This is a genomic window from Streptomyces sp. AA1529 (assembly GCF_000280905.1).
Taxonomy (GTDB): domain Bacteria; phylum Actinomycetota; class Actinomycetes; order Streptomycetales; family Streptomycetaceae; genus Streptomyces.
The window spans coordinates 227,193-244,979 of the sequence record NZ_ALAP01000092.1; the positions used below are offsets into that span (position 1 = coordinate 227,193).

Below are 17,787 nucleotides of genomic sequence, written 5' to 3' on the forward strand. Positions count from 1 at the left end.
TTGGCCTTGATGAGCGGCAGACGATCGCCGCGACCGGCGCCTGCCGCGGGCCTCCTCCAGCCCGCAGGCATCACCCGGGCACGGCCACCGCACGTTACCCCTCGGACACACCCGTCGTACTGGTATTGAATATTTTCAACGCCGGTCATTCATTCAGTTCGGATGCGGTTCTCCACGGCCGCCGGAAGAGCCCCGGGAACGGGGCGCCGACCGGGAAGGTACCCGGCCGGCGCCCCGCGGACTCACGCCGAGGCGCCGGGTGACACGGGGGCGAGGTGCCGGGCGAAGAACCGCAGCGTGCTGTCCAGTTCGAAGGCCGGGAGGTCCGCGTGCGCACCCGGGTTGGCGTGCAGGGTCTTCTCGGCCGATCCCAGGGCGTCGAACAGTGCCAGGCACTGCTCCCGTGGCACTCGCTCGTCGTCCCACTGCACCAGGAACTCGACCGGGACGGTGATCCGCGCGGCGGGTCCGGCAGTTGCCCGTGCCCCGCCCAGCCCCAGCACCGCCGCGCGCACCCGGGGTTCGGCGGCGACGAATGGAACGCCGAGTCCGCAGCCCAGCGACACCCCCCAATATCCCACCGGGCCGGAGCCGACGGACTCGAGGTCCTGGAGCGCGTCCAGAACGGAGCGCCACTCCGGGACGGTCCGGCGCGCCACCCTCGCCTGGAAGTCCGCGATCAGCGGGGCCAGTTCCTCCCCGGCCGCCACACGGGCCTGGTTCTCGGCCGCGAGCCGTTCGTACTCGTCCTCCTGCGGCCGGTCGCCATGTCCGGGAACGTCGACCGCCGCCGCCGCGAAACCGCACTCGGCCGCGAAGCGGCGCGCACGGACCGCGACTCCCGGAGCCTTCTTGTGCTGACCGCCGCCGTGTCCCATCAGGACGAGGGGGCGGGTACCGGCAGCGCCTTCCGGTGTCCACAGCACACCGGGGATCTCGCCAAGGGTGAAAAGCTGTTCGGTTACGCCGTCATACGACGTCTGAGAGGTGAAGCGCATAGCGTTTCGAGCCCTTCGGAATGCCTTGAGCGGGCACTCCCCGGACCATGCGGGAGAGGGAGCCCCGACCTGTCACAGCGTTGATCGGTCTCACCTCCTCGGTTCGCAGCGGCGCACGGCGGGCTGAAATTATCACAACCGGCTCGGCCCGTCCCGGCCGAGGGAGCGGGGAGGGTTACTGACGCCGCGCCGGTGTCCGGAGGATCCGGGCCGGTGGATGTCGGCCGCCCGGCCGCGCCGGATGTCCACCGTGGTCGCGGCGGGCAGCGGCCACCGTCCTCCTCCCGGGGCGCTGCGGTCGAGGTGGATGCCGCCGCGTCACCAGGTCCGGGGGTGCTGCTGCTGCGGCATCAGCCAGCTCAGTGTGCGGCCGATGTCGCTGGGCGAGACGATGCCGACGACCTGGCCGTCCTCGAGTACCAGCACCCGGTGCTCGGCACCGGGCTCCATCCGCGGCAGCAGGTCCGCCAGAGGATCGTCCGGGCCCACGGTGACCACTTCCGACAGTGGCAGCATCACGTCACCGACCGCAGTGGTCTCCCGCTGGTCGGCGCGGACATGCTGAGCGCGCTCCAGCGTGATCAGCCCCGCCGCGTCGCCGGCAGCTCCCACGGCCGGGAAGGCCGAGTGGCGATAGCGGTACCGGGGGTCGGCGAGGAACTGCCCGATCGTCAGCCCCGCGAGGGCCAGCACGGGATCCCCCGTCATGGCCCGCCGCACCGGCACACCGGCCAGGGTGCTTCTGATCTGCGCCTGCCGGCCCTCCGCGGTCGCGGCGGTGACCAGGAACCAGCCGACCAGCGCCAGCCACAGCCCGTCGAAGGCACGCGCCGTGAGGAACAGCAGGACTCCCCCGACGACGAGCAGCCACCCGAAGGCGCGCCCCACCAGGGTTGCCCGGACGGCCGCCCGCAGCCGGTCCCCGCTGCGACGCCACAGCAGGGCGCGGAGCAGGCGCCCACCGTCCAGGGGGGCGGCGGGGATGGTGTTGAAGAGGGCGAGCAGCACGTTGATGACCGCCAGCCAGGCAGCCGCCTCCACCAGGAGCCGCGGGGCGCCCAGGAGGTGGACGAGCCAGGAGCCGAGCCCGAAGCCCACCCCGAGCAGCAGGCTGACCAAGGGGCCGACTCCGGCGATCCGCAGTTCCGCGCCCGGCTCGGACGCCTCGGACTTCAACCGGGCCAGCCCGCCGAGCAGCCACAGCGTGATGTCCTCGACGAGCACTCCGTTGCGTCGGGCGACGATCGCGTGCGCGAGTTCGTGCGCCAGCAGCGAGCCGAAGAACAGCAGCGCGGTGCCCAGTCCGGTCACCCAGTACAGCGCTTCCGCGCGCCCGGGCTCGACCTGCGGAAAGCGGCTCCGGGCCAGCACCCATGTGATGAGGGCGAAGATGAGCAGGACGCTCCAGTGGACGCCGATCCGCACTCCGGCGATCCGCCCCAGTGGGAACGTTGCACGCACGGTCGTCTCCCTGCCTCGGGGTGACCGGTGCGATGTCCGAGTCACCTGGGTGGCACGTGCCCCGCCTTACCGGTCCCGCGTGGCGCGCCCGGCGGCCACCGGAGGTCGCCCGACGGGCGCCGCACGGGGGATCCCGCCGAGGCGTCGCCTGCCCGGAGTGTGCGGCGGCGCTGCCGGCTCAGTGCGGCGAGGTACCGCTGCCGGTCCCGGAAGCCGTGTACGCCTCGTTGACCGCGGAGAAGGCCCGGGCGCCGTAGATGGTTGCGGGACCCCCGTTCATCAGGAAGGTGACGCCGATGGCCTCGGCGGCTTCTTTCGGGGTCGCTCCCTGCTGCACGGCCGCATGGGCGTGTGCGGCGATGCATCCGTCGCACTGCTTGCTCACCGCCAGCGCGAGGGCGATGAGCTCCTTGGTCTTCGCATCGAGTACGCCCGCCCGCAAGGCCGCGTCGTGCAGTTCCTTGTAGCCCTGGTAGACCCCGGGGATGGCGTGCCGCAGCTCTCTGGTGAGCGGGCGTAGCTCTTCCCGTACGGCTTCGCCGAAACTGCTGCTCATCAGGTGCTCCCTCTCCTGCTGGTGGGTGCAGCTTCGAGTGTGCGGCCCTGCGCGGTACCCGGCGCGGGAGACTGGTCCGTCCGGGTGTATCCGGCCGCGAGGCCACGTCCGCCACCCCCTGTCCGGCACCGTCCGGGCCGGGCCCCCGGCACTCGGCTCCGGACGGGCCGCGTGGGGGGATGCGGGGCTTATCGGGAGGAGGCGGCGTCTACGGGTTCGGCCGCTGCTCCGGCGCGGTCGGTGATCTCGATGCGCTGTGCAGCCCCTTCCCTGCCTTGGGGACGTTCACCGTGACGATGCCGTCCGCCGGCTCCGCGCCGGTGTGCTCGGCGTCGGAGTCGCGCGGCAGCGTCGTGCGATGGTCGGGGCCTCCGATGCGGCGCGTGTGCCTGCGCACCGTTCCGCTCCGTTCCCGCTCCCGGACATCGCCGGGGACATCGGGCTCCCCGACGGAGACCTCCACGGTGATCTGGTCCTCGTGGACGCCGACCGGGTCGCTCCTCCGCCACCGGTCACCTGGGCTGCCCGACCGTCGGACGGGACTCCGCACGGGGGATCTGCATGCCTTCGACGTCGTGTTCGGCGATGTTCAGCAGCCGCTGGGCGAGGTCCCGCATGGCTCTGCCCGCCGCCAGCTCGTCACCGATCTCCGGCACGTCCGTGTCCGCCGGGTGGCAGTGGGCCGTGCCGCGGCCGGTGACCTGCGCGACACCGGTGTCCAGCGTCGCGTGCGCCTTCGTCGCCCCCTCGTCGTCCTCGAAGAGGTCGAGGCGGACCTTCCATTCCATGGTGTGTGACATCGTGCTCTCCTCACCCGGGTACGGACCGGTGCGGCACCCGGTGCGTGATGTGCCGAGCAGGCAGGCACGCCAGCGCCTGCTGCTGGACGCCGGCACAGGGCGCCGAGGCGTTCGCGCGTGCCGCTCGCCCTCCGCGGAGCCGCGGGGTGCGCGGCGGGCTCCGACCGTGACGGCGGTCTGCCGCTTCCCGAGCTGTCCGACGGAGCGCCGGCGTTCCGCTCCCCCGCCACTCGATTCCCTTGTCAGGACCGGCAGCGCCTCCGGTCGCGGCCCGAGGATCGCAGCTGCGTCCTGCCGCCGATCCGTGTGCGGCGGAGTGTCGGTGCACCCGGGCCGTCCGAGCCACCTCATCCCCCGCATCTTCCACTCTCCTACGCGGAGGAAGCAGCCGCCATACGAAGCCGACACACCCTTCCCGGTGACTGAGCGTGGCACCCGCACACCGGCGCGTGGCGCTTCTGACCTGCCGGTCCGCCGGGGACGGGACCGGCATCGGTGCCCCGGCTGTTCCTCCGAACGGCGGATGCCGGTGGCCCGCTGCCCGGGCCTCTGCTCACCTGGAACAGGCGGTTGACGCATCCAGGGCCGATGGCCGCCGCACGACACGGCGCCAGAAGGCGACCGGAGGCGACTGGAGGCAGGGCGATGCACAACGGCGGGCTGCGGCCGGGCGCCGCAGCCGGAGAGCGCGGAGGGCCGCACAGGACTTGCGCGGATGCTCCCGCGACCGGCGGGAGGGTGCGCCGCTGCCCCCGCGGACCGTCCAGGCCCGGGGCCGTCTGCCGGGAGGACGGGCGGCGAGGACGCGGGGCCGGGTCCGAGGGCCGCAACGCGGCTGCCGGTACCGGGAGCCGTCCCTCCCCCAGCACCCCGCGTACCACCCCGCGTACCGTTTCCCGCCGGGCGCCGCTGCCGGGGGGATCGCGCGGGCCGGCCGTTCCGGCCGGGTGGCGGACCGGTGGCTGAGGCGTCGTCATGCAGCGTGCCGCAGCCTCGGGGACCGAGCAGTCGCAGCTCCCCGTGGAGGTCGACCCGCGGGAACCGCTGGCGCGCCTCCGCCAGGATCTGAGGACCGGTCCGGAGGGGCTCTCGCGGCGTGAGGCGGAGAGACGCACCGCCGTGTACGGCCCCAACGAGGTCCGCCGGGAGCATCGCGGACAACTGCGGCGGGAGCTGGCACGGCAACTGGTGCATCCGCTCGCGCTGCTGCTGTGGGGAGCCGCGGGACTGGCCTTCGTCGCCGGTACCCGGGTGCTGGGCGTGGCGATCGTCGCCGTCGTCCTCCTCAATGCCGGGTTCGCGCTGCTGCAGGAGCGGCAGGCGGAACGCGCTGTCGAAGCGCTGGCCGACTACCTGCCGGCACATTCCCGGGTGCTGCGGGACGGCCGGGAGCAGACCGTCGAGTCGACCCAGCTCGTTCCCGGAGATCTGATCCTGCTGGACGAGGGCGACAAGGTTCCCGCCGATGTGCGGCTGGTGGAGGGGGCCGTGGAGATCGACCTGTCGATGCTGACAGGCGAGTCCGCCCCGGTGGAGCGGGCCGCGGGGCAGGCAGCGGCCGACGCGCCGACCCTGCGCGAGCCGAATCTGGCCTTCAGCGGCACCACCTGCGTCGAGGGGCAGGCGAAAGCCATCGTCTTCGCGACCGGCCGGCACACCGAACTGGGCCGGATCGCCGCACTCAGCCAGCGCACCCGGCGCGAGGGCAGTCCGCTGGAACTCCAGGTCAAGCGGGTGGCCTGGCTGATCGCCGCGGTAGCCGTCGGCATGGGTGCGGTCTTCCTGCTGATCGGGACGGCGTCGGGCCTCCCGGTCCGGGACGCGCTGACGTTCGCGATCGGCCTGCTGGTCGCGAACGTCCCCGAGGGGCTGCTGCCGACCATCACCCTGGCGCTCGCCCTGGGAGTGCGGCTGCTGGCCCGGCAGGGCGCGGTCGTCAAACGCCTCAGCGCGGTCGAGACGCTGGGGTCGACGCATGTGATCTGCACCGACAAGACCGGGACCCTCACCCGCAATCGGATGCGCCTGCGGACGGTGTGGACACCGCTCGGCGGGGAGCGCGATGTCGAGCAGCCGGGCCCGGGCGACGACGTGGGCAGGCTCGCGGAGGCGATGGCCGAGTGCACGACCGTCACCCGCGGCGGGGACGGGGCGTTCAGCGGCGACCCCACGGAGGTCGCACTGGTCGAGGGGGCCGCGCGCCTGGGCCGGGATCCCGACCCCGGCGCACGGGACCTGCGCAGACGGGCCCTGTTCCGCTTCGACCCGCGGCTGCGGATGATGTCGGTCGTCAGCGACCTGCGGGACACTCCGACGGTCAGTGTCAAGGGCGCTCCGGAAGCGCTGCTGCCCCTCCTGGGCCGCACCGCCGACGCCGACGCGGTGCGCGCGGCCGTGGACGCCATGGCGCGGGAGGGGCTGCGCGTCCTCGCCGTCGCCACGCGGAGCCAGGCGAGTGCGGATGTGCCGGCGCGGCGCGAGGATGTCGAGTGCGACCTGGAGCTGCTGGGTCTGGTCGGTCTCCACGACCCGCCGCGCCCCGAGGTGGCCGGCGCGGTGCGCCGCTGCCATCAGGCCGGGCTTCGGGTGCACGTCGTCACCGGGGACAACGGCGCCACCGCCGCCGCCGTGGCGCGCGAGGTGGGCATCGGCGACCCCGAGTTGAGGGTCCTGGCGGATGCCGAGTCGGTGGGCGAACAGCGGCTGGACGAACTCCTCGCCTCCCCCGCCGAAGTGGTCTTCGCCCGGGCCTCCCCGGAGACGAAGCTGCGGGTGGCGGACGCGCTGCGCGACCAGGGCCAGATCGTGGCGATGACCGGCGACGGGGTCAACGACGCGCCCGCACTGCACCGGGCGCACATCGGGGTCGCGATGGGCCTGTCCGGCACCGACGTCGCCAGGGAAGCCGCCACGATGGTGCTCACGGACGACAACTTCGCCACCATCGTCAAAGCGGTGGAATCCGGACGCCGGGTCTACGACAACGTCCGCAAGTTCATCCTCTACATCTTCGCGCACGCCGTCCCGGAGATCGTGCCGTTCCTGGTGTACGCGCTCAGCGGAGGCACGATCCCGCTGCCTCTGACGGTCCTGCAGATCCTCGCGATCGACCTGGGCACCGAGACGCTGCCCGCACTGGCGCTGGGCCGGGAACCGGCCGAGCCCGGGCTGATGACCAGACCGCCCAGGCGCTCCGGACGGGGTTCCGGGGTGATCACCAAGGACATGCTGTTCCGGGCGTGGGCCTTTCTGGGACTGCTCTCCACCGTGCTGGTGATGGGCGCCTACTTCTCCGTACTGTGGCGCGCCGGGTGGACACCCGGTGCCTCCACCGCCGAGGGCAGTGCACTGCACCAGGACTATCTGACGGCCACCACCGCCACCTTCGCGGGCATCGTCATGTGCCAGGTCGGCACGGCGATGGCGGCCCGGACCGACCGGGCGTCCCTGCGCGAGGTCGGGTGGGCGTCCAATCCGCTGCTGCTGGCCGGCATCGTCTTCGAACTCGCCTTCACCGCAGTGCTGATCTGGGTGCCGCCCTTCCAGCGTGTCTTCGGCACCGCCCCGCTGCCCTGGGACGTGGTGGCGCTGCTGCTGACGTTCCCCGTACTGGTCTGGGGCGCCGACGAGCTCAGACGTTCGCTGCGGCGCCGCCGCGAACCGGTCCGGGGCGCCGCCGCCGGTCCGGCCGACCAGGGGTGACCGGGATCCGCGGGGGCCGGGGGAGGGAGAACCGACGGCGGCCTGCGCCGCGGCGAGAGGAGCGCCGGGAGGCCGCAGAGGGGGTTCCGGGCCGCCGTGCGGGCGCTGCTTCCGGTTGCCGGGCCCCGGGTGGTGCGGGACCGTGCGAGGAAGCGAACGTGATGTCGTCCCGGAGCCAGGGCGGTGCTTTCCCGTGCGGTTGCCGCAGACAGTAGTCGGAACGGACGGTTCGCCTCCGGCCGCGGTCGCGGTGGAGCATGCCGCCCGGGAGGCCGCATGCCGCGGAACCCGGCTGCGGATCGTGCACTCCGTCGACTGGGTACCGCCTCCCGGAATCGCCACCGCGCTGGACGAAGCCGGCCGGCGGGCGCTGCGGGAGAGCGGTGAGCACGTGCTCTCCGAGGCAGAGGCGCGGGCCCGGTCCGTCGCGCCGGACATCGATGTCCGCACCACGCTGGCCGGCGGTGATCCGCGGCCGGTGCTCGCGGAACTGTCCCGGGACGCGCTGATGACCGTCGTCGGCAGCAGCGGGAGCAGCGGCATCACCAGCGGCCTGCTCGGGTCCGTCTCCAGGCATCTGGCGACCCGGGCCGAGGGACCCGTGCTGGTGGTCCGGGAGACTCCGGCGCCCGGCGGACCCGTCGTCGTGGGTGTCGACGGCTCCTCCCCGGCGGAGGCCGCGACAGCTTTCGCCTTCGCCGAGGCCGCGGCCTGCGGCGGGCCCCTGGTGGCTCTGCACGCCTGGTCGGAGTGGAGCGTGCCGCCCGTGCCGCCACACGATCCGGCGCTGCGGTACGCGAAGGCCCCCGGAGAACTGCAGGCCGGGGAGGAACGTCTGCTGGCGGAGTTGCTGTCCGGGTGGGGCGAACGCTGTCCGGACGTGGCCGTCGAGCGCCGCGCGGTACGCGAACGACCGCGGCAGGCGCTGATCGAGGCGAGCCGTACGGCCCGGTTGCTCGTGGTCGGCAGCAGAGGCGAAGGGGGTTTCGCGGGACTGCGCCTGGGTTCGGTCAGCATGGCCGTCCTCCATCACGCGCACTGCTCGGTCGCTGTGGTGCGCGGACGGAGGGACGACTCTCAGTAGTCGGCGGGGTCGGCCGCGGTCCGGGTCTGTCGGAGGAGTGCCGTGCCGAGGGGGGTGGGACTGTGGAGTGCGGTGTTGCGGTACCGCACGGTGCGGATCAGCCCGGCGGTGCGCAGCACGGTCGCGTGCTCGCTGGCGCTGGGTGGTGCTGTCCCACTGCGCGCGGCCAGTTCCTTGGTGGAGCAGCCCGGGTGCTCCGCGATGGCACGCAGCACGGCGGCCCTGGTCCGGCCGAGGAGGGAGTCGACCGGTGAGCGGTGGTCCCGGGACGGAGGCTGCCGCGCGGGAGGGACGAACAGCGGGGTCGAGGGGGAGGCCTGCGAGTGGCTGAGGGGGTATCTCAGTACCGGTTGCGGCTCGGCGTCGATGTCGATGGCGGGCCCGTCGGCGAAGAGTGAGGGGACCAGAAGCATCCCGCGGCCCCCGAGGTGGAGGTCGCCGTCGTACCCGGAGACCATCCTGAACTCCAGTACGGGCGGGTTCCAGCGCACCCGCCGCGGCTCCACCGCGGTGAGGAGCGCTTCCACTCCTCCCGTGAGGACCTGTCGCATCCGCACGGCCCGGTCGTCCGCGACCGCCGCGGCGAGGTGCCCCCAGTACGGGGACAGCAGCACGGTCCAGACATGGTCCAGGCCGTCGCAGAGCCGCTGCAGCAGCTCCGTGTCGTCGGCCAGGTGCCGCGCCCATGACGGTGGTGCCTGCCACTCCGCCACATGGGCCAGGTCACCGCGCACCCGTGAGCGGGGAGTCGAGCGCACCTGCTCCAGCAGCTCCTCGGGGCTGCCCGCCTCGGCGGTGGTCAGGAACGTGGGGGCCCAGCCGCCGGGCGGCACGAGGTCGAGGACCATCCGGGCCTCGGGCCTCAAAGCGGCGCATGCGCTGCGCCGCCACGCCCCGAAGCGCACCGGGTGGCTGCGGCTCTGCAGGGTGCGTATGGCGGCGCTCAACTCCAGCAGCGGCGCAGGCCGCTCCACCCGGGTGCGCGCCAGATCCTCGACGGTGAAATGGATGCGGTAGACCACGCTCGCGCTCCTGCCCCCACGCGCTCGGTACGCCGGTGTACCGCAATCCTCCCGGTACGCCCTTCTTCGGTCCAGGCCGAATCACGTCGCGAAAGCCTCCCGGCACGCCCAGAGTTGGCGTCGAACCGAAGGAGGAGCAGAAATGCGAAAGCGTACATCGACCGCTGCGCTGGGCACGGTGCTGGTGCTGGGCGGGATCGCCGCAGGGACGGCACCGGCACAGGCGGCGACGTCCGGCGCCGCTCTGACCGGAACGGCACCTGTCTGCATCCACCGCAGCGTCTCCAACGACCCGGGCGGGGGCGTCTCCGGCTATCTGCGGAACACCTGCGGAAAGACGATGCGGGTCAAGGTCGTCGTGAAGTACTGGCGCGACACCTCCTGCATGACCATCAGGAACAACACGAGCAAGTACGTGCACACCGTCGGCGGTCGATACGACCGGACCGTGACCTGCTGACGCCGGCCCTGTTCACCCCACGTCGACAAAGGACATCATGAGACGGATCCTGACGACCCTCATCGCAGCGGCGGGCCTCATCGTCGCGGTACCGGGTTCGGCGAACGCAGCCGACGAGTGGTACACCTCGAGCACGTATCCGGGCAGCAAGGGGTACGGCTACGTGGGCTCCGCCAGCAGTACGGTCAGTGGCGTGTACCAGCACCTGTCGATGTACCGGACCAACAACTACGTCGCCCTGTGGACCGGCATCGGGGACGAAGCGACCGACGGATACTGCGCGGGGCAGGAGATCGCCTACCAGATCTACACGAACGGGACCTGGTCGGGCTACCGCTACCGGATGGCCCCGGTCCACGACTGCACGACCAACGGGGCGGACAACTCAGGCGGATACTTCTACAGCAGGTACAAGACGCGCAATGTCCACTCGCGCGCCTGCCACGTCGACTCCAGCGGCCGGAAGATCCACTGCGAGAGCAAGTGGCACGGCCCGATCTGATCCGCTGCCTCCGCGCAGCGACGGGCCCCGCTCACCACGAGCGGGGCCTTGCGGCGGTTACGTGTCGACGGACTGCTGCCGCGCACGGTCGCCCGCACCGAGAAAGCCCCTGAGACGGAGCCCGACGGGCCCGAAACCGTCCTGCGGACCGTGCTCGGGAGGACGAGGGCCGAGGGGCCCGGACGGAGGAGCGGCGTCAGCTCGGCGAGAACTTCGCGACGTACTCGTCGAAGGGCTCGATGCCGACTTCGGCGCGGAGTTCGTCCACGCGCTCCGGCTCCGCACAGGGCCACGGAACCGGCGCCCCGTCCCGCACACCGGCGATCTGGGTTCCGCAGATCTGCTTGCCGCCCTCGTTGACCAGCGTGCGGTCACGCAGGAACGCGAGTTCGCGCGGGCCGGCCGAACCTGCGGACACCGCTGCCTGCAGCAGTTTCAGGGCGCGGCGCCGGATGTCGAGCTGCCGGTCGGCGTGCTGGGCGATCAGCCACGCCGCGCGGGCGGCATCCTCGCCGACCAGCTCCGCCGTCGGCCAGCCGTACTCCTCCATGATCTCGCCGAGTCGGTCACCGTGCCGCGCGGTCAGCCTCCGCCACGCCAACTGCTCGGCGGGGTCGTCGCTGTTCGCATGGACCGAGGTCCGTTGATCGACAGCGGCCATGGCCGTGAGTTCCTCTGCCAGCGCGGCAATGTCGTGTGCCACTCTCGACTCCCCGTCCGGGTGGGTGCGTTGTGTTTGTCACCCGGAACCCCAGGGCGCACGACGGCCGCGGAGATCATTCCGGAGGACGGTGACAGCCGCCGTCCCGGACCGCGACAATGAGGGTGTTCCCGAAAGCAGGACGTTTCCCGGACCGCCGAGTCCGGTCGCCGTCAGCCTTCCGGAACTCTGGACGCCGTCCGGCCGTTCCCCTGCAGGGATCAGCGGGCTCCCGGCGCCGTCGCGGGTGTTGCGGAGCAGGGCCTCCGGATCGGATGCGCTGCTGCAGAACGATCGACGCTCCGACCCGTGCCAGGCGCCGCCGTCCCCGCCGTCCCCGCCGTGGTGCCGACGCGACGGCGCGGTGGCGCGGTGGCGCAGCATCCGTCCGGCGGCAGGGCGGTCGGCAGCGGTCGTAGGATTTCCGGGTGCGCGGACGCCGGTGGCCGGCAGCGACGTCCCGGGTGCCGATCGTGTCCCGTACGGTGGCTAGCGCCCACCGGCGATGCGGAGGTCTCGCCGTCGAGGCCGCACCCCGCGGCGACGCTCGTGGCGGTCCGCTCGCATCCGGCGGGAGGGGCCCGGTGCACCTCCGGCGGAGACGCCCGGTGGAGCCCGGCTCGCCCCGGTCCGGATGATCGCAGCGCACGTGCCCGCCGGTTCGTGTCCCTGCCGCCGCGGTCGGCACACGTTGCCGCGCGTGGCGCCGGACGGCGGCACGGCGCGAAGGCGTGCCGTGCACAAGCCCGGTATTGGAACGAAGCGAAGGTCCCAGGAGGTCCCGTGGCCGACTCAGCCGCCCCGAATCCGCCGCTCACCCAGGCGCGGTCCCTGCGACCCGTCGCTTTCGGCGCCGATCCCACCGGTGAGCGCTTGGCCCGGATCCGCCGCTCACCGCACTTCGCGGACGGGGTGTTCCAGAACCCCGACAATCCCGAGGGCCCCCGGGCCCGTCCTTCCGGCTCCAGGCTCGACTTCGCGAAGAGGTACTTCCAGAAGGAAGCGCGCAGGCGACGCCGGCCCGCCGGGCCCATACCCCTGCACCCCACCACGGCGGAGGACCTCGCTCGTCCGCCGGCCGGCGGACTGCGGCTCACCTGGATGGGCCACTCCAGCGTGCTCGCCGAGATCGACGGCCGACGGGTGTTGTTCGACCCGGTGTGGGGGCGGCGCTGCTCCCCGTTCTCGTTCGCGGGTCCGAAGCGGCTGCACGACGTCCCGCTGCCGCTGACCTCGCTCGGCACGGTGGACGTGGTCGTCATCTCCCACGACCACTACGACCACCTCGACCTGCCCACGATCCGCGCGCTGGCCTCGACGGACACGGTCTTCGCGGTACCGCTCGGCGTGGGTGCGCATCTGGAGCGCTGGGGCGTTCCGAGCGACCGGCTGCGCGAGCTGGACTGGTGGGAGTCGACGCGTGTGGGGGATCTGCGGCTGACCGCGACCCCGGCCCGGCACTTCTGCGGCCGGGGACTGCGCAATCAGCAGCACACCCTCTGGGCCTCCTGGGTGGCCGAGGGTCCCTCCGGGCACCGGGTGTTCCACAGCGGTGACACCGGCTACTTCCCCGGGTTCCGGGACATCGGCGCGGAGCACGGCCCCTTCGACGCGACCATGATCCAGATCGGGGCGTACAGCGAGTACTGGCCCGACATCCACATGACGCCGGCCGAGGGCGTGCGAGCCCATCTGGATCTGCAAGGGGGGAATCCGCACGGAGTGATGCTGCCGATCCACTGGGCGACCTTCACTCTGGCGCCGCACCCGTGGGACGAGCCCGGGGAAGGCACGCTCGCTGCCTGCGCGGAGGCCGGCGCCCGGGCCGCTCTCCCCCTTCCGGGGGAGCCGTTCGAGCCCACCGCGGACGAGGTCCCCTCAGCGCCGTGGTGGCGCACCGTCGCCCGGGCCCCCGTCCCCGGCTCCCCGGCGGCGGAGGCACAGGCAGGGGCACCGGCGGAGGCGCCGGATGCCGCGGCTCCGCAGGGGAGCGAGCCGTCCGGGAAGGCGGCCGAGTCCGCGGGGTGAGAGGCCGTACCCGCCGACCGGCTCCGTCGGCGCCGGCATCCGCGGGATCCGTCGGGCCGGTCTAGCGTTCGGCCGGCTGCGGGGTCGTCGGGACGGTGCCGGGGCGCAGCCCGGATCCGGTTCGTCCACCTGCGGAGGGACCGGCGCGCTGCCCCGGGGAAGGCGCCGCGCTGCGGTCGCACACCTGCCCGGCGAAACACCCCTCTCGTGCTAGTTTGTCCCATTCGATCACGTGATCGGCGAGGCGTGCGCCACCGGTCCGACCCCGGTCACCCCCGGTCCGGTGGCGCGGTCCGGTAGCGGCCCGGTGGCGATCCGCACCACGGTACCGATACTGACGGAGAGCGACAGTCGAGGACGGGCGGCGAGCCATGAGCGCCATCGAAGAGACGGTTGAAGTCCGGGTTCCGGTGCACACCGCCTACAACCAGTGGACCCAGTTCGCCGACTTCCCCCGGTTCATGTCGTCGGTGCGGGAGGTCGAGCAGGTCAAGCCCAACCTCACCCACTGGGTCGTCGGGGTCGGGCCGCTGCGCGGACGGTTCCAGGCGGAGGTCGTGGAGCAGCGGCCGGACGCGTATCTGGCCTGGCGGAGCACGGGACGCGGACACACGCACAGTGGTGAGGTGTGCTTCCGCTCCACTGCGGCGGACCGCAGCACGGTCACGGTACGGATGCGGATGCACCCGCCCGGATTCGCCTTCCGCCTCGCGGCCGCGTCCGGGCTGCTGCGCGGCGCGGTCCACCGCGAACTGGGCCGTTTCAAGGAGTTCATCGAGGCGGTCGGCGAGGAGTCCGGCGCCTGGCGCGGCACCATCGGCGACGGCCGGGTGAGTCCGGGCGAGCCGGAACCTCCCCGGAGCCGGGTGCCGCACTGGCCCGTCGGCTGATCGGGAACGGAATCGGCAGCGGAAGCGAGGGGCGAACCAGATGCACGAGCCACCCGAGGAAGAGCCCGAGGAGCAGCTGTCGGTGACGCCGCCCAAGGAGTGGGCGGCCGGGGTGCCCGCGGTCGCGCACGCGATCGAGTACTCCCTCCAGCAGACCTCGCCCCGCCGGGCCGGGCAGACGCTGCTGACCATGAACCAGGTGGACGGCATCGACTGCCCCGGCTGCGCCTGGGCCGACCCCTCCCCCGGCCACCGGCACCGGAACGAGTACTGCGAGAACGGCGCCAAGCACATCAACGACGAGGCGACCTCGCGGCGCATCACGGCCGACTTCTTCCGCAGGCACCCGGTCTCGGAGCTGGCCCACCGCTCGGACCTGTGGTTGAACCAGCAGGGCCGGCTGACCGAACCGATGGTCAAACGGCCGGACTCGGACCACTACGAACCGGTCAGCTGGCACGAGGCGCTGGGGCTGATCGCCGCCGAGCTGAAGTCGCTGGACTCCCCCGACGAGGCGGTGTTCTACACCTCGGGCCGGGTCAGCAACGAAGCGGCGTTCGTGCTGCAGCTCTTCGCCAGAGCGTTCGGGACGAACAACCTGCCCGACTGCAGCAACATGTGCCACGAGTCCAGCGGCTTCGCGCTGCACGAGACGCTGGGCACCGGCAAGGGCACCGTGACCCTGCACGACCTCCACCACGCGGACCTGATCTTCCTGGTGGGGCAGAATCCCGGAACCAACCATCCGCGCCAGCTCTCCGCCCTGGAGGAGGCCAAACGCAACGGCGCACGCATCGTCGCGGTGAACCCGCTGCCCGAAGCCGGGCTGCTGCGGTTCAAGAACCCGCAGCAGCCCGGCGGGGTCCTCGGCCGGGGCATCCGGATCGCCGACCGCTTCCTGCAGATCCGCACCGGTGGCGACCTCGCGCTGTTCCAGGGACTGAACAGGCTGCTGGTCGAGGCCGAGGAGGCGGCGCCCGGCACCGTGCTCGACCAGGACTTCATCGGCTCCCACACCAGCGGCTTCGAGGACTTCGCACGGCATGTGCGCGAGATCGGCTGGGACGACGTCCGCACCGCCACCGGACTCACGCGCGAGGAGATCGAAGCGGTCCGGGACGAGGTGCTGCGCAGCAAGCGGGTGATCGTCTGCTGGGCCATGGGGGTCACACAGCAGAAGCACGGGGTTCCGACCATCAGGGAGATCGTGAACTTCCTGCTGCTGCGCGGGAACCTGGGCAGAGCGGGTTCGGGGGCCTGCCCGGTACGCGGTCACAGCAACGTCCAGGGCGACCGCACCATGGGCATCTGGGAGCAGATGCCGGACGCGTTCCTGGACGCGCTGCAGCAGGAGTTCGGCTTCGCGCCCCCTCGTGCGCACGGGCTGGACTCGGTGAACTCGATCAGGGCCATGCGGGACGGGCGGATCAAGCTCTTCCTGGGCGTCGCGGGCAACTTCGTGCAGGCCGCTCCGGACACCTCGGTCACCGAGGAAGCGATGCGCAAGTGCCGGCTGACCGCTCACATCTCCACCAAGCTGAACAGATCCCACGCGATGTGCGGCCGGACCGCGCTCATCCTGCCGACCCTGGGGCGCACGGAGCGGGATCTGCAGTCGGGCGGCGAGCAGTTCGTCACCGTGGAGAACTCCATGAGCGAGGTGCACACCTCCCGCGGACGGCTGCGGCCGGCCTCGACGCTGCTGCTCAGCGAAGTCGCCATCCTCTGCCGGCTCGCCCGCGCCACTCTCGGCGACGACCCGGACATTCCCTGGCAGCAGTTCGAAGCGGACTACGGCACCCTTCGTGAACGGATCGCCCGCGTGGTGCCGGGGCTGCACGAGTTCAACCGGCGGGTGATCCGCCCCGGCGGCATCAGGCTGCCCAACCCGGTCAACGAGGGTGTCTTCCGCACCTCGACGGGCAAAGCCCTCTTCAGCCGCAACACCTGGCAGATGCCGCTGGCGCCCGAGGGGCATCTGCTGCTGCAGACCCTGCGCTCCCACGACCAGTGGAACACCATTCCCTACACGGCGGACGACCGCTACCGGGGGATCCACGGAAGCCGGCAGGTCGTGCTCGTCAATCCGGAGGACGTGGCCGGGCTCGGCCTCACCGCGGGGCAGCGGGTCGACCTGGTCAGCGTGTGGGCAAACGGCGAGGAGCGCCGGGCCGCGGGCTTCGAGGTGGTGCCCTATCCGAGCGCCCGGGGCTGCGCGGCCGCCTACTACCCGGAGACCAACGTCCTGGTACCGCTGGACAGCGTGGCCGAGGGCAGCAACCAGCCGACGTCGAAGGCGCTGGTCGTCCGACTGGAGCCGGTCGGCGCCACCTGACCGGGCCGGCATCCGGAAGCCGTCCGGCCGGGCGCGCAATCCGGCCAGGGTCCGCGCTCCACGGCTAGCATCCGCAGCCCACCGTGCGTAACTTCTCTGCACACCAGGCGTCACATGTCGTGCGGTGCCGTGGAGCTCTTGCGGGATGAGGGCTCGCGCAGGGCAGTCGCGGCCACGACCTGGGCTGTTACGGGGCTGGGGACTCGGGGGAGCTCAGCGCCGGGCAGCGAGGCCCCGAGCCGGCAGCACGCCGGCTCGGGGCCCTGCTCGTACGTGTTCCGCTCCGCGCCCTGTGCCGCGCCGCAAGGAGGACCTGTGCCCTACACGACCGTCAACCGCGTCGAGTTGTTCCACGAGGACCGCGGGTCCGGGCAGCCGCTGATCCTGCTGCACGGCTGGGGCACGAACGGTCAGGTGTGGAGCGCGCAGGCCGAGGAGTTCGCCGGCGCGTACCGGGTCGTCGTACCGGACTGGCGCGGGTGCGGGCGTTCGGCGCGGCCGGGCGGCGGGGACACGATCGCGGGCCACGCGCAGGACGTCCTGGCGCTGGCGGAGGCGCTGGAGCTGGACCGTCCGGTACTGGTGGGCGTCTCGGCCGGCGCCGCGATCGTGCTCGAGGCGGCGCGGCGGGCGCCGTCGTCCGTACGCGGGGTGGTCGCCGTGGACGGCCCCGGGTACTGGCCGGCGGAGCGGAAGGCGGAGCTGCTCGTCGAGCTGCGCCGGATGCTGCGTACGGACCGGGCGGCGACGGTCCGGCAATGGGTGGTGGACTGGTACGGCCCGCTGGCGGACCCGGCACTGCCGGAGTGGACGGTGCAGCAGATCCTGGCCGCCTCGGACTCCATCGACGAGATCCTCTCGGACGCGGTGCGGCACAATCCCCGGGAGACGATCGGCGAGTTGGAGGTTCCCGCGTTCTTCGTCCACGGGCGGCTCGACGCCGAGATCCCCGCCGAGGTGTCCGAGACACTCGCGGAACTCGCCCCGCACGGCGAGGCGCACATCATGGCGGAGTCGGGCCACATGCCGCACGTGGAGCAGCCCGCGGAGTTCAACGCGCTGCTGCACTCCATACTCGGGCGTCTCGCGGCGCCAGATGCGGCGCGGGACGCCCTGCAGGACTGACGGCTTCGACACCGCCGGAGCGACCAGCAGGGCCCCGAACCGGAGAACCGGCTCGGGGCCCTGCCGTACTGCGCCGGGTCCCCCGAACCCCGGACGCGGTACGGCTCCAGGACTTGGCCGATAC

The 17,787-nt window shown here is 72.4% G+C and carries 15 protein-coding genes; 8 read left to right on the forward strand and 7 right to left on the reverse strand.

All coding sequences use genetic code 11. The features are described 5' to 3' along the window. Positions 1-242: 242 nt before the first annotated feature. From A949_RS0126840 to A949_RS0126860, 5 genes are all read right to left on the reverse strand, one after another. The gene (locus A949_RS0126840) at positions 243-998 is read right to left on the reverse strand and encodes a dienelactone hydrolase family protein (RefSeq protein ID WP_026005073.1); all 756 of its coding nucleotides are present in this window, start codon (positions 996-998) and stop codon (positions 243-245) included. 318 nt (positions 999-1,316) lie between these two features. Further along, a complete protein-coding gene (locus tag A949_RS0126845) occupies positions 1,317-2,459 on the reverse strand; it encodes a site-2 protease family protein (RefSeq protein ID WP_026005074.1) in 1,143 nt (380 codons plus the stop codon). Between the two features lie 178 nt (positions 2,460-2,637). Next, on the reverse strand, positions 2,638-3,015 hold the full coding sequence (locus A949_RS0126850) for a carboxymuconolactone decarboxylase family protein (protein WP_019359145.1): 378 nt from the start codon (positions 3,013-3,015) through the stop codon (positions 2,638-2,640). 208 nt (positions 3,016-3,223) lie between these two features. Next, positions 3,224-3,565 (reverse strand): Hsp20/alpha crystallin family protein, encoded by a 342-nt coding sequence (locus A949_RS34710; protein WP_106964716.1) that lies wholly within the window; start codon positions 3,563-3,565, stop codon positions 3,224-3,226. After that, complete coding sequence (locus A949_RS0126860) at positions 3,528-3,815, reverse strand: DUF1876 domain-containing protein (protein ID WP_019359146.1); 288 nt, start codon at positions 3,813-3,815, stop codon at positions 3,528-3,530. Before A949_RS0126860 ends, A949_RS34710 begins: the two co-directional genes overlap by 38 nt. Positions 3,816-4,790: 975 nt before the next feature. Between A949_RS0126860 and A949_RS0126865 the strand changes: the two genes are divergently transcribed. Then, on the forward strand, positions 4,791-7,517 hold the full coding sequence (locus tag A949_RS0126865; RefSeq protein WP_019359147.1) for a cation-translocating P-type ATPase: 2,727 nt from the start codon (positions 4,791-4,793) through the stop codon (positions 7,515-7,517). A 193-nt stretch (positions 7,518-7,710) separates the two neighbouring features. Next, positions 7,711-8,601: a universal stress protein gene (locus A949_RS0126870; RefSeq protein WP_026005075.1), complete on the forward strand. Its 891-nt coding sequence runs from the start codon at positions 7,711-7,713 to the stop codon at positions 8,599-8,601. Here A949_RS0126870 and A949_RS0126875 read toward each other — a convergent pair. After that, on the reverse strand, positions 8,595-9,623 hold the full coding sequence (locus A949_RS0126875) for a winged helix-turn-helix domain-containing protein (protein WP_019359149.1): 1,029 nt from the start codon (positions 9,621-9,623) through the stop codon (positions 8,595-8,597). The two genes, A949_RS0126870 and A949_RS0126875, sit on opposite strands and share 7 nt — an antisense overlap. A gap of 142 nt (positions 9,624-9,765) precedes the next feature. On the opposite strand from A949_RS0126875, the gene A949_RS0126880 reads away from it, so the two are divergent. Both A949_RS0126880 and A949_RS34715 read left to right on the forward strand, forming a co-directional pair. After that, positions 9,766-10,083, forward strand: a complete 318-nt coding sequence (locus A949_RS0126880) for a hypothetical protein (protein ID WP_019359150.1) — start codon at positions 9,766-9,768, stop codon at positions 10,081-10,083. 37 nt (positions 10,084-10,120) lie between these two features. After that, on the forward strand, positions 10,121-10,585 hold the full coding sequence (locus tag A949_RS34715) for a hypothetical protein (protein ID WP_019359151.1): 465 nt from the start codon (positions 10,121-10,123) through the stop codon (positions 10,583-10,585). A gap of 196 nt (positions 10,586-10,781) precedes the next feature. Here A949_RS34715 and A949_RS0126890 read toward each other — a convergent pair whose 3' ends face one another. After that, a complete protein-coding gene (locus tag A949_RS0126890; RefSeq protein WP_019359152.1) occupies positions 10,782-11,288 on the reverse strand; it encodes a DUF6624 domain-containing protein in 507 nt (168 codons plus the stop codon). Positions 11,289-12,068: 780 nt separating this feature from the next. Between A949_RS0126890 and A949_RS0126895 the strand changes: the two genes are divergently transcribed. From A949_RS0126895 to A949_RS0126910, 4 genes are all read left to right on the forward strand, one after another. Then, positions 12,069-13,313, forward strand: a complete 1,245-nt coding sequence (locus A949_RS0126895; protein WP_019359153.1) for an MBL fold metallo-hydrolase — start codon at positions 12,069-12,071, stop codon at positions 13,311-13,313. A gap of 371 nt (positions 13,314-13,684) precedes the next feature. Then, positions 13,685-14,203, forward strand: a complete 519-nt coding sequence (locus tag A949_RS0126900) for an SRPBCC family protein (protein WP_019359154.1) — start codon at positions 13,685-13,687, stop codon at positions 14,201-14,203. Positions 14,204-14,243: 40 nt separating this feature from the next. Then, positions 14,244-16,538, forward strand: coding sequence for an FdhF/YdeP family oxidoreductase (locus A949_RS0126905; RefSeq protein ID WP_019359155.1), 2,295 nt, complete (start codon positions 14,244-14,246; stop codon positions 16,536-16,538). A gap of 315 nt (positions 16,539-16,853) precedes the next feature. Continuing rightward, positions 16,854-17,663 (forward strand): alpha/beta fold hydrolase, encoded by an 810-nt coding sequence (locus tag A949_RS0126910; protein WP_019359156.1) that lies wholly within the window; start codon positions 16,854-16,856, stop codon positions 17,661-17,663. The last annotated feature ends 124 nt before the right edge of the window (positions 17,664-17,787 follow it).

Bases quoted from the DNA above. Each gene is read 5' to 3' on its own strand.
- A949_RS0126840 (WP_026005073.1), bottom strand. From the start codon at position 998: ATGCGCTTCACCTCTCAGACGTCGTATGACGGCGTAACCGAACAGCTT.
- A949_RS0126850 (WP_019359145.1), bottom strand. From the start codon at position 3,015: ATGAGCAGCAGTTTCGGCGAAGCCGTACGGGAAGAGCTACGCCCGCTC.
- A949_RS0126860 (WP_019359146.1), bottom strand. From the start codon at position 3,815: ATGTCACACACCATGGAATGGAAGGTCCGCCTCGACCTCTTCGAGGAC.
- A949_RS0126865 (WP_019359147.1), top strand. From the start codon at position 4,791: ATGCAGCGTGCCGCAGCCTCGGGGACCGAGCAGTCGCAGCTCCCCGTG.
- A949_RS0126880 (WP_019359150.1), top strand. From the start codon at position 9,766: ATGCGAAAGCGTACATCGACCGCTGCGCTGGGCACGGTGCTGGTGCTG.
- A949_RS34715 (WP_019359151.1), top strand. From the start codon at position 10,121: ATGAGACGGATCCTGACGACCCTCATCGCAGCGGCGGGCCTCATCGTC.
- A949_RS0126900 (WP_019359154.1), top strand. From the start codon at position 13,685: ATGAGCGCCATCGAAGAGACGGTTGAAGTCCGGGTTCCGGTGCACACC.
- A949_RS0126905 (WP_019359155.1), top strand. From the start codon at position 14,244: ATGCACGAGCCACCCGAGGAAGAGCCCGAGGAGCAGCTGTCGGTGACG.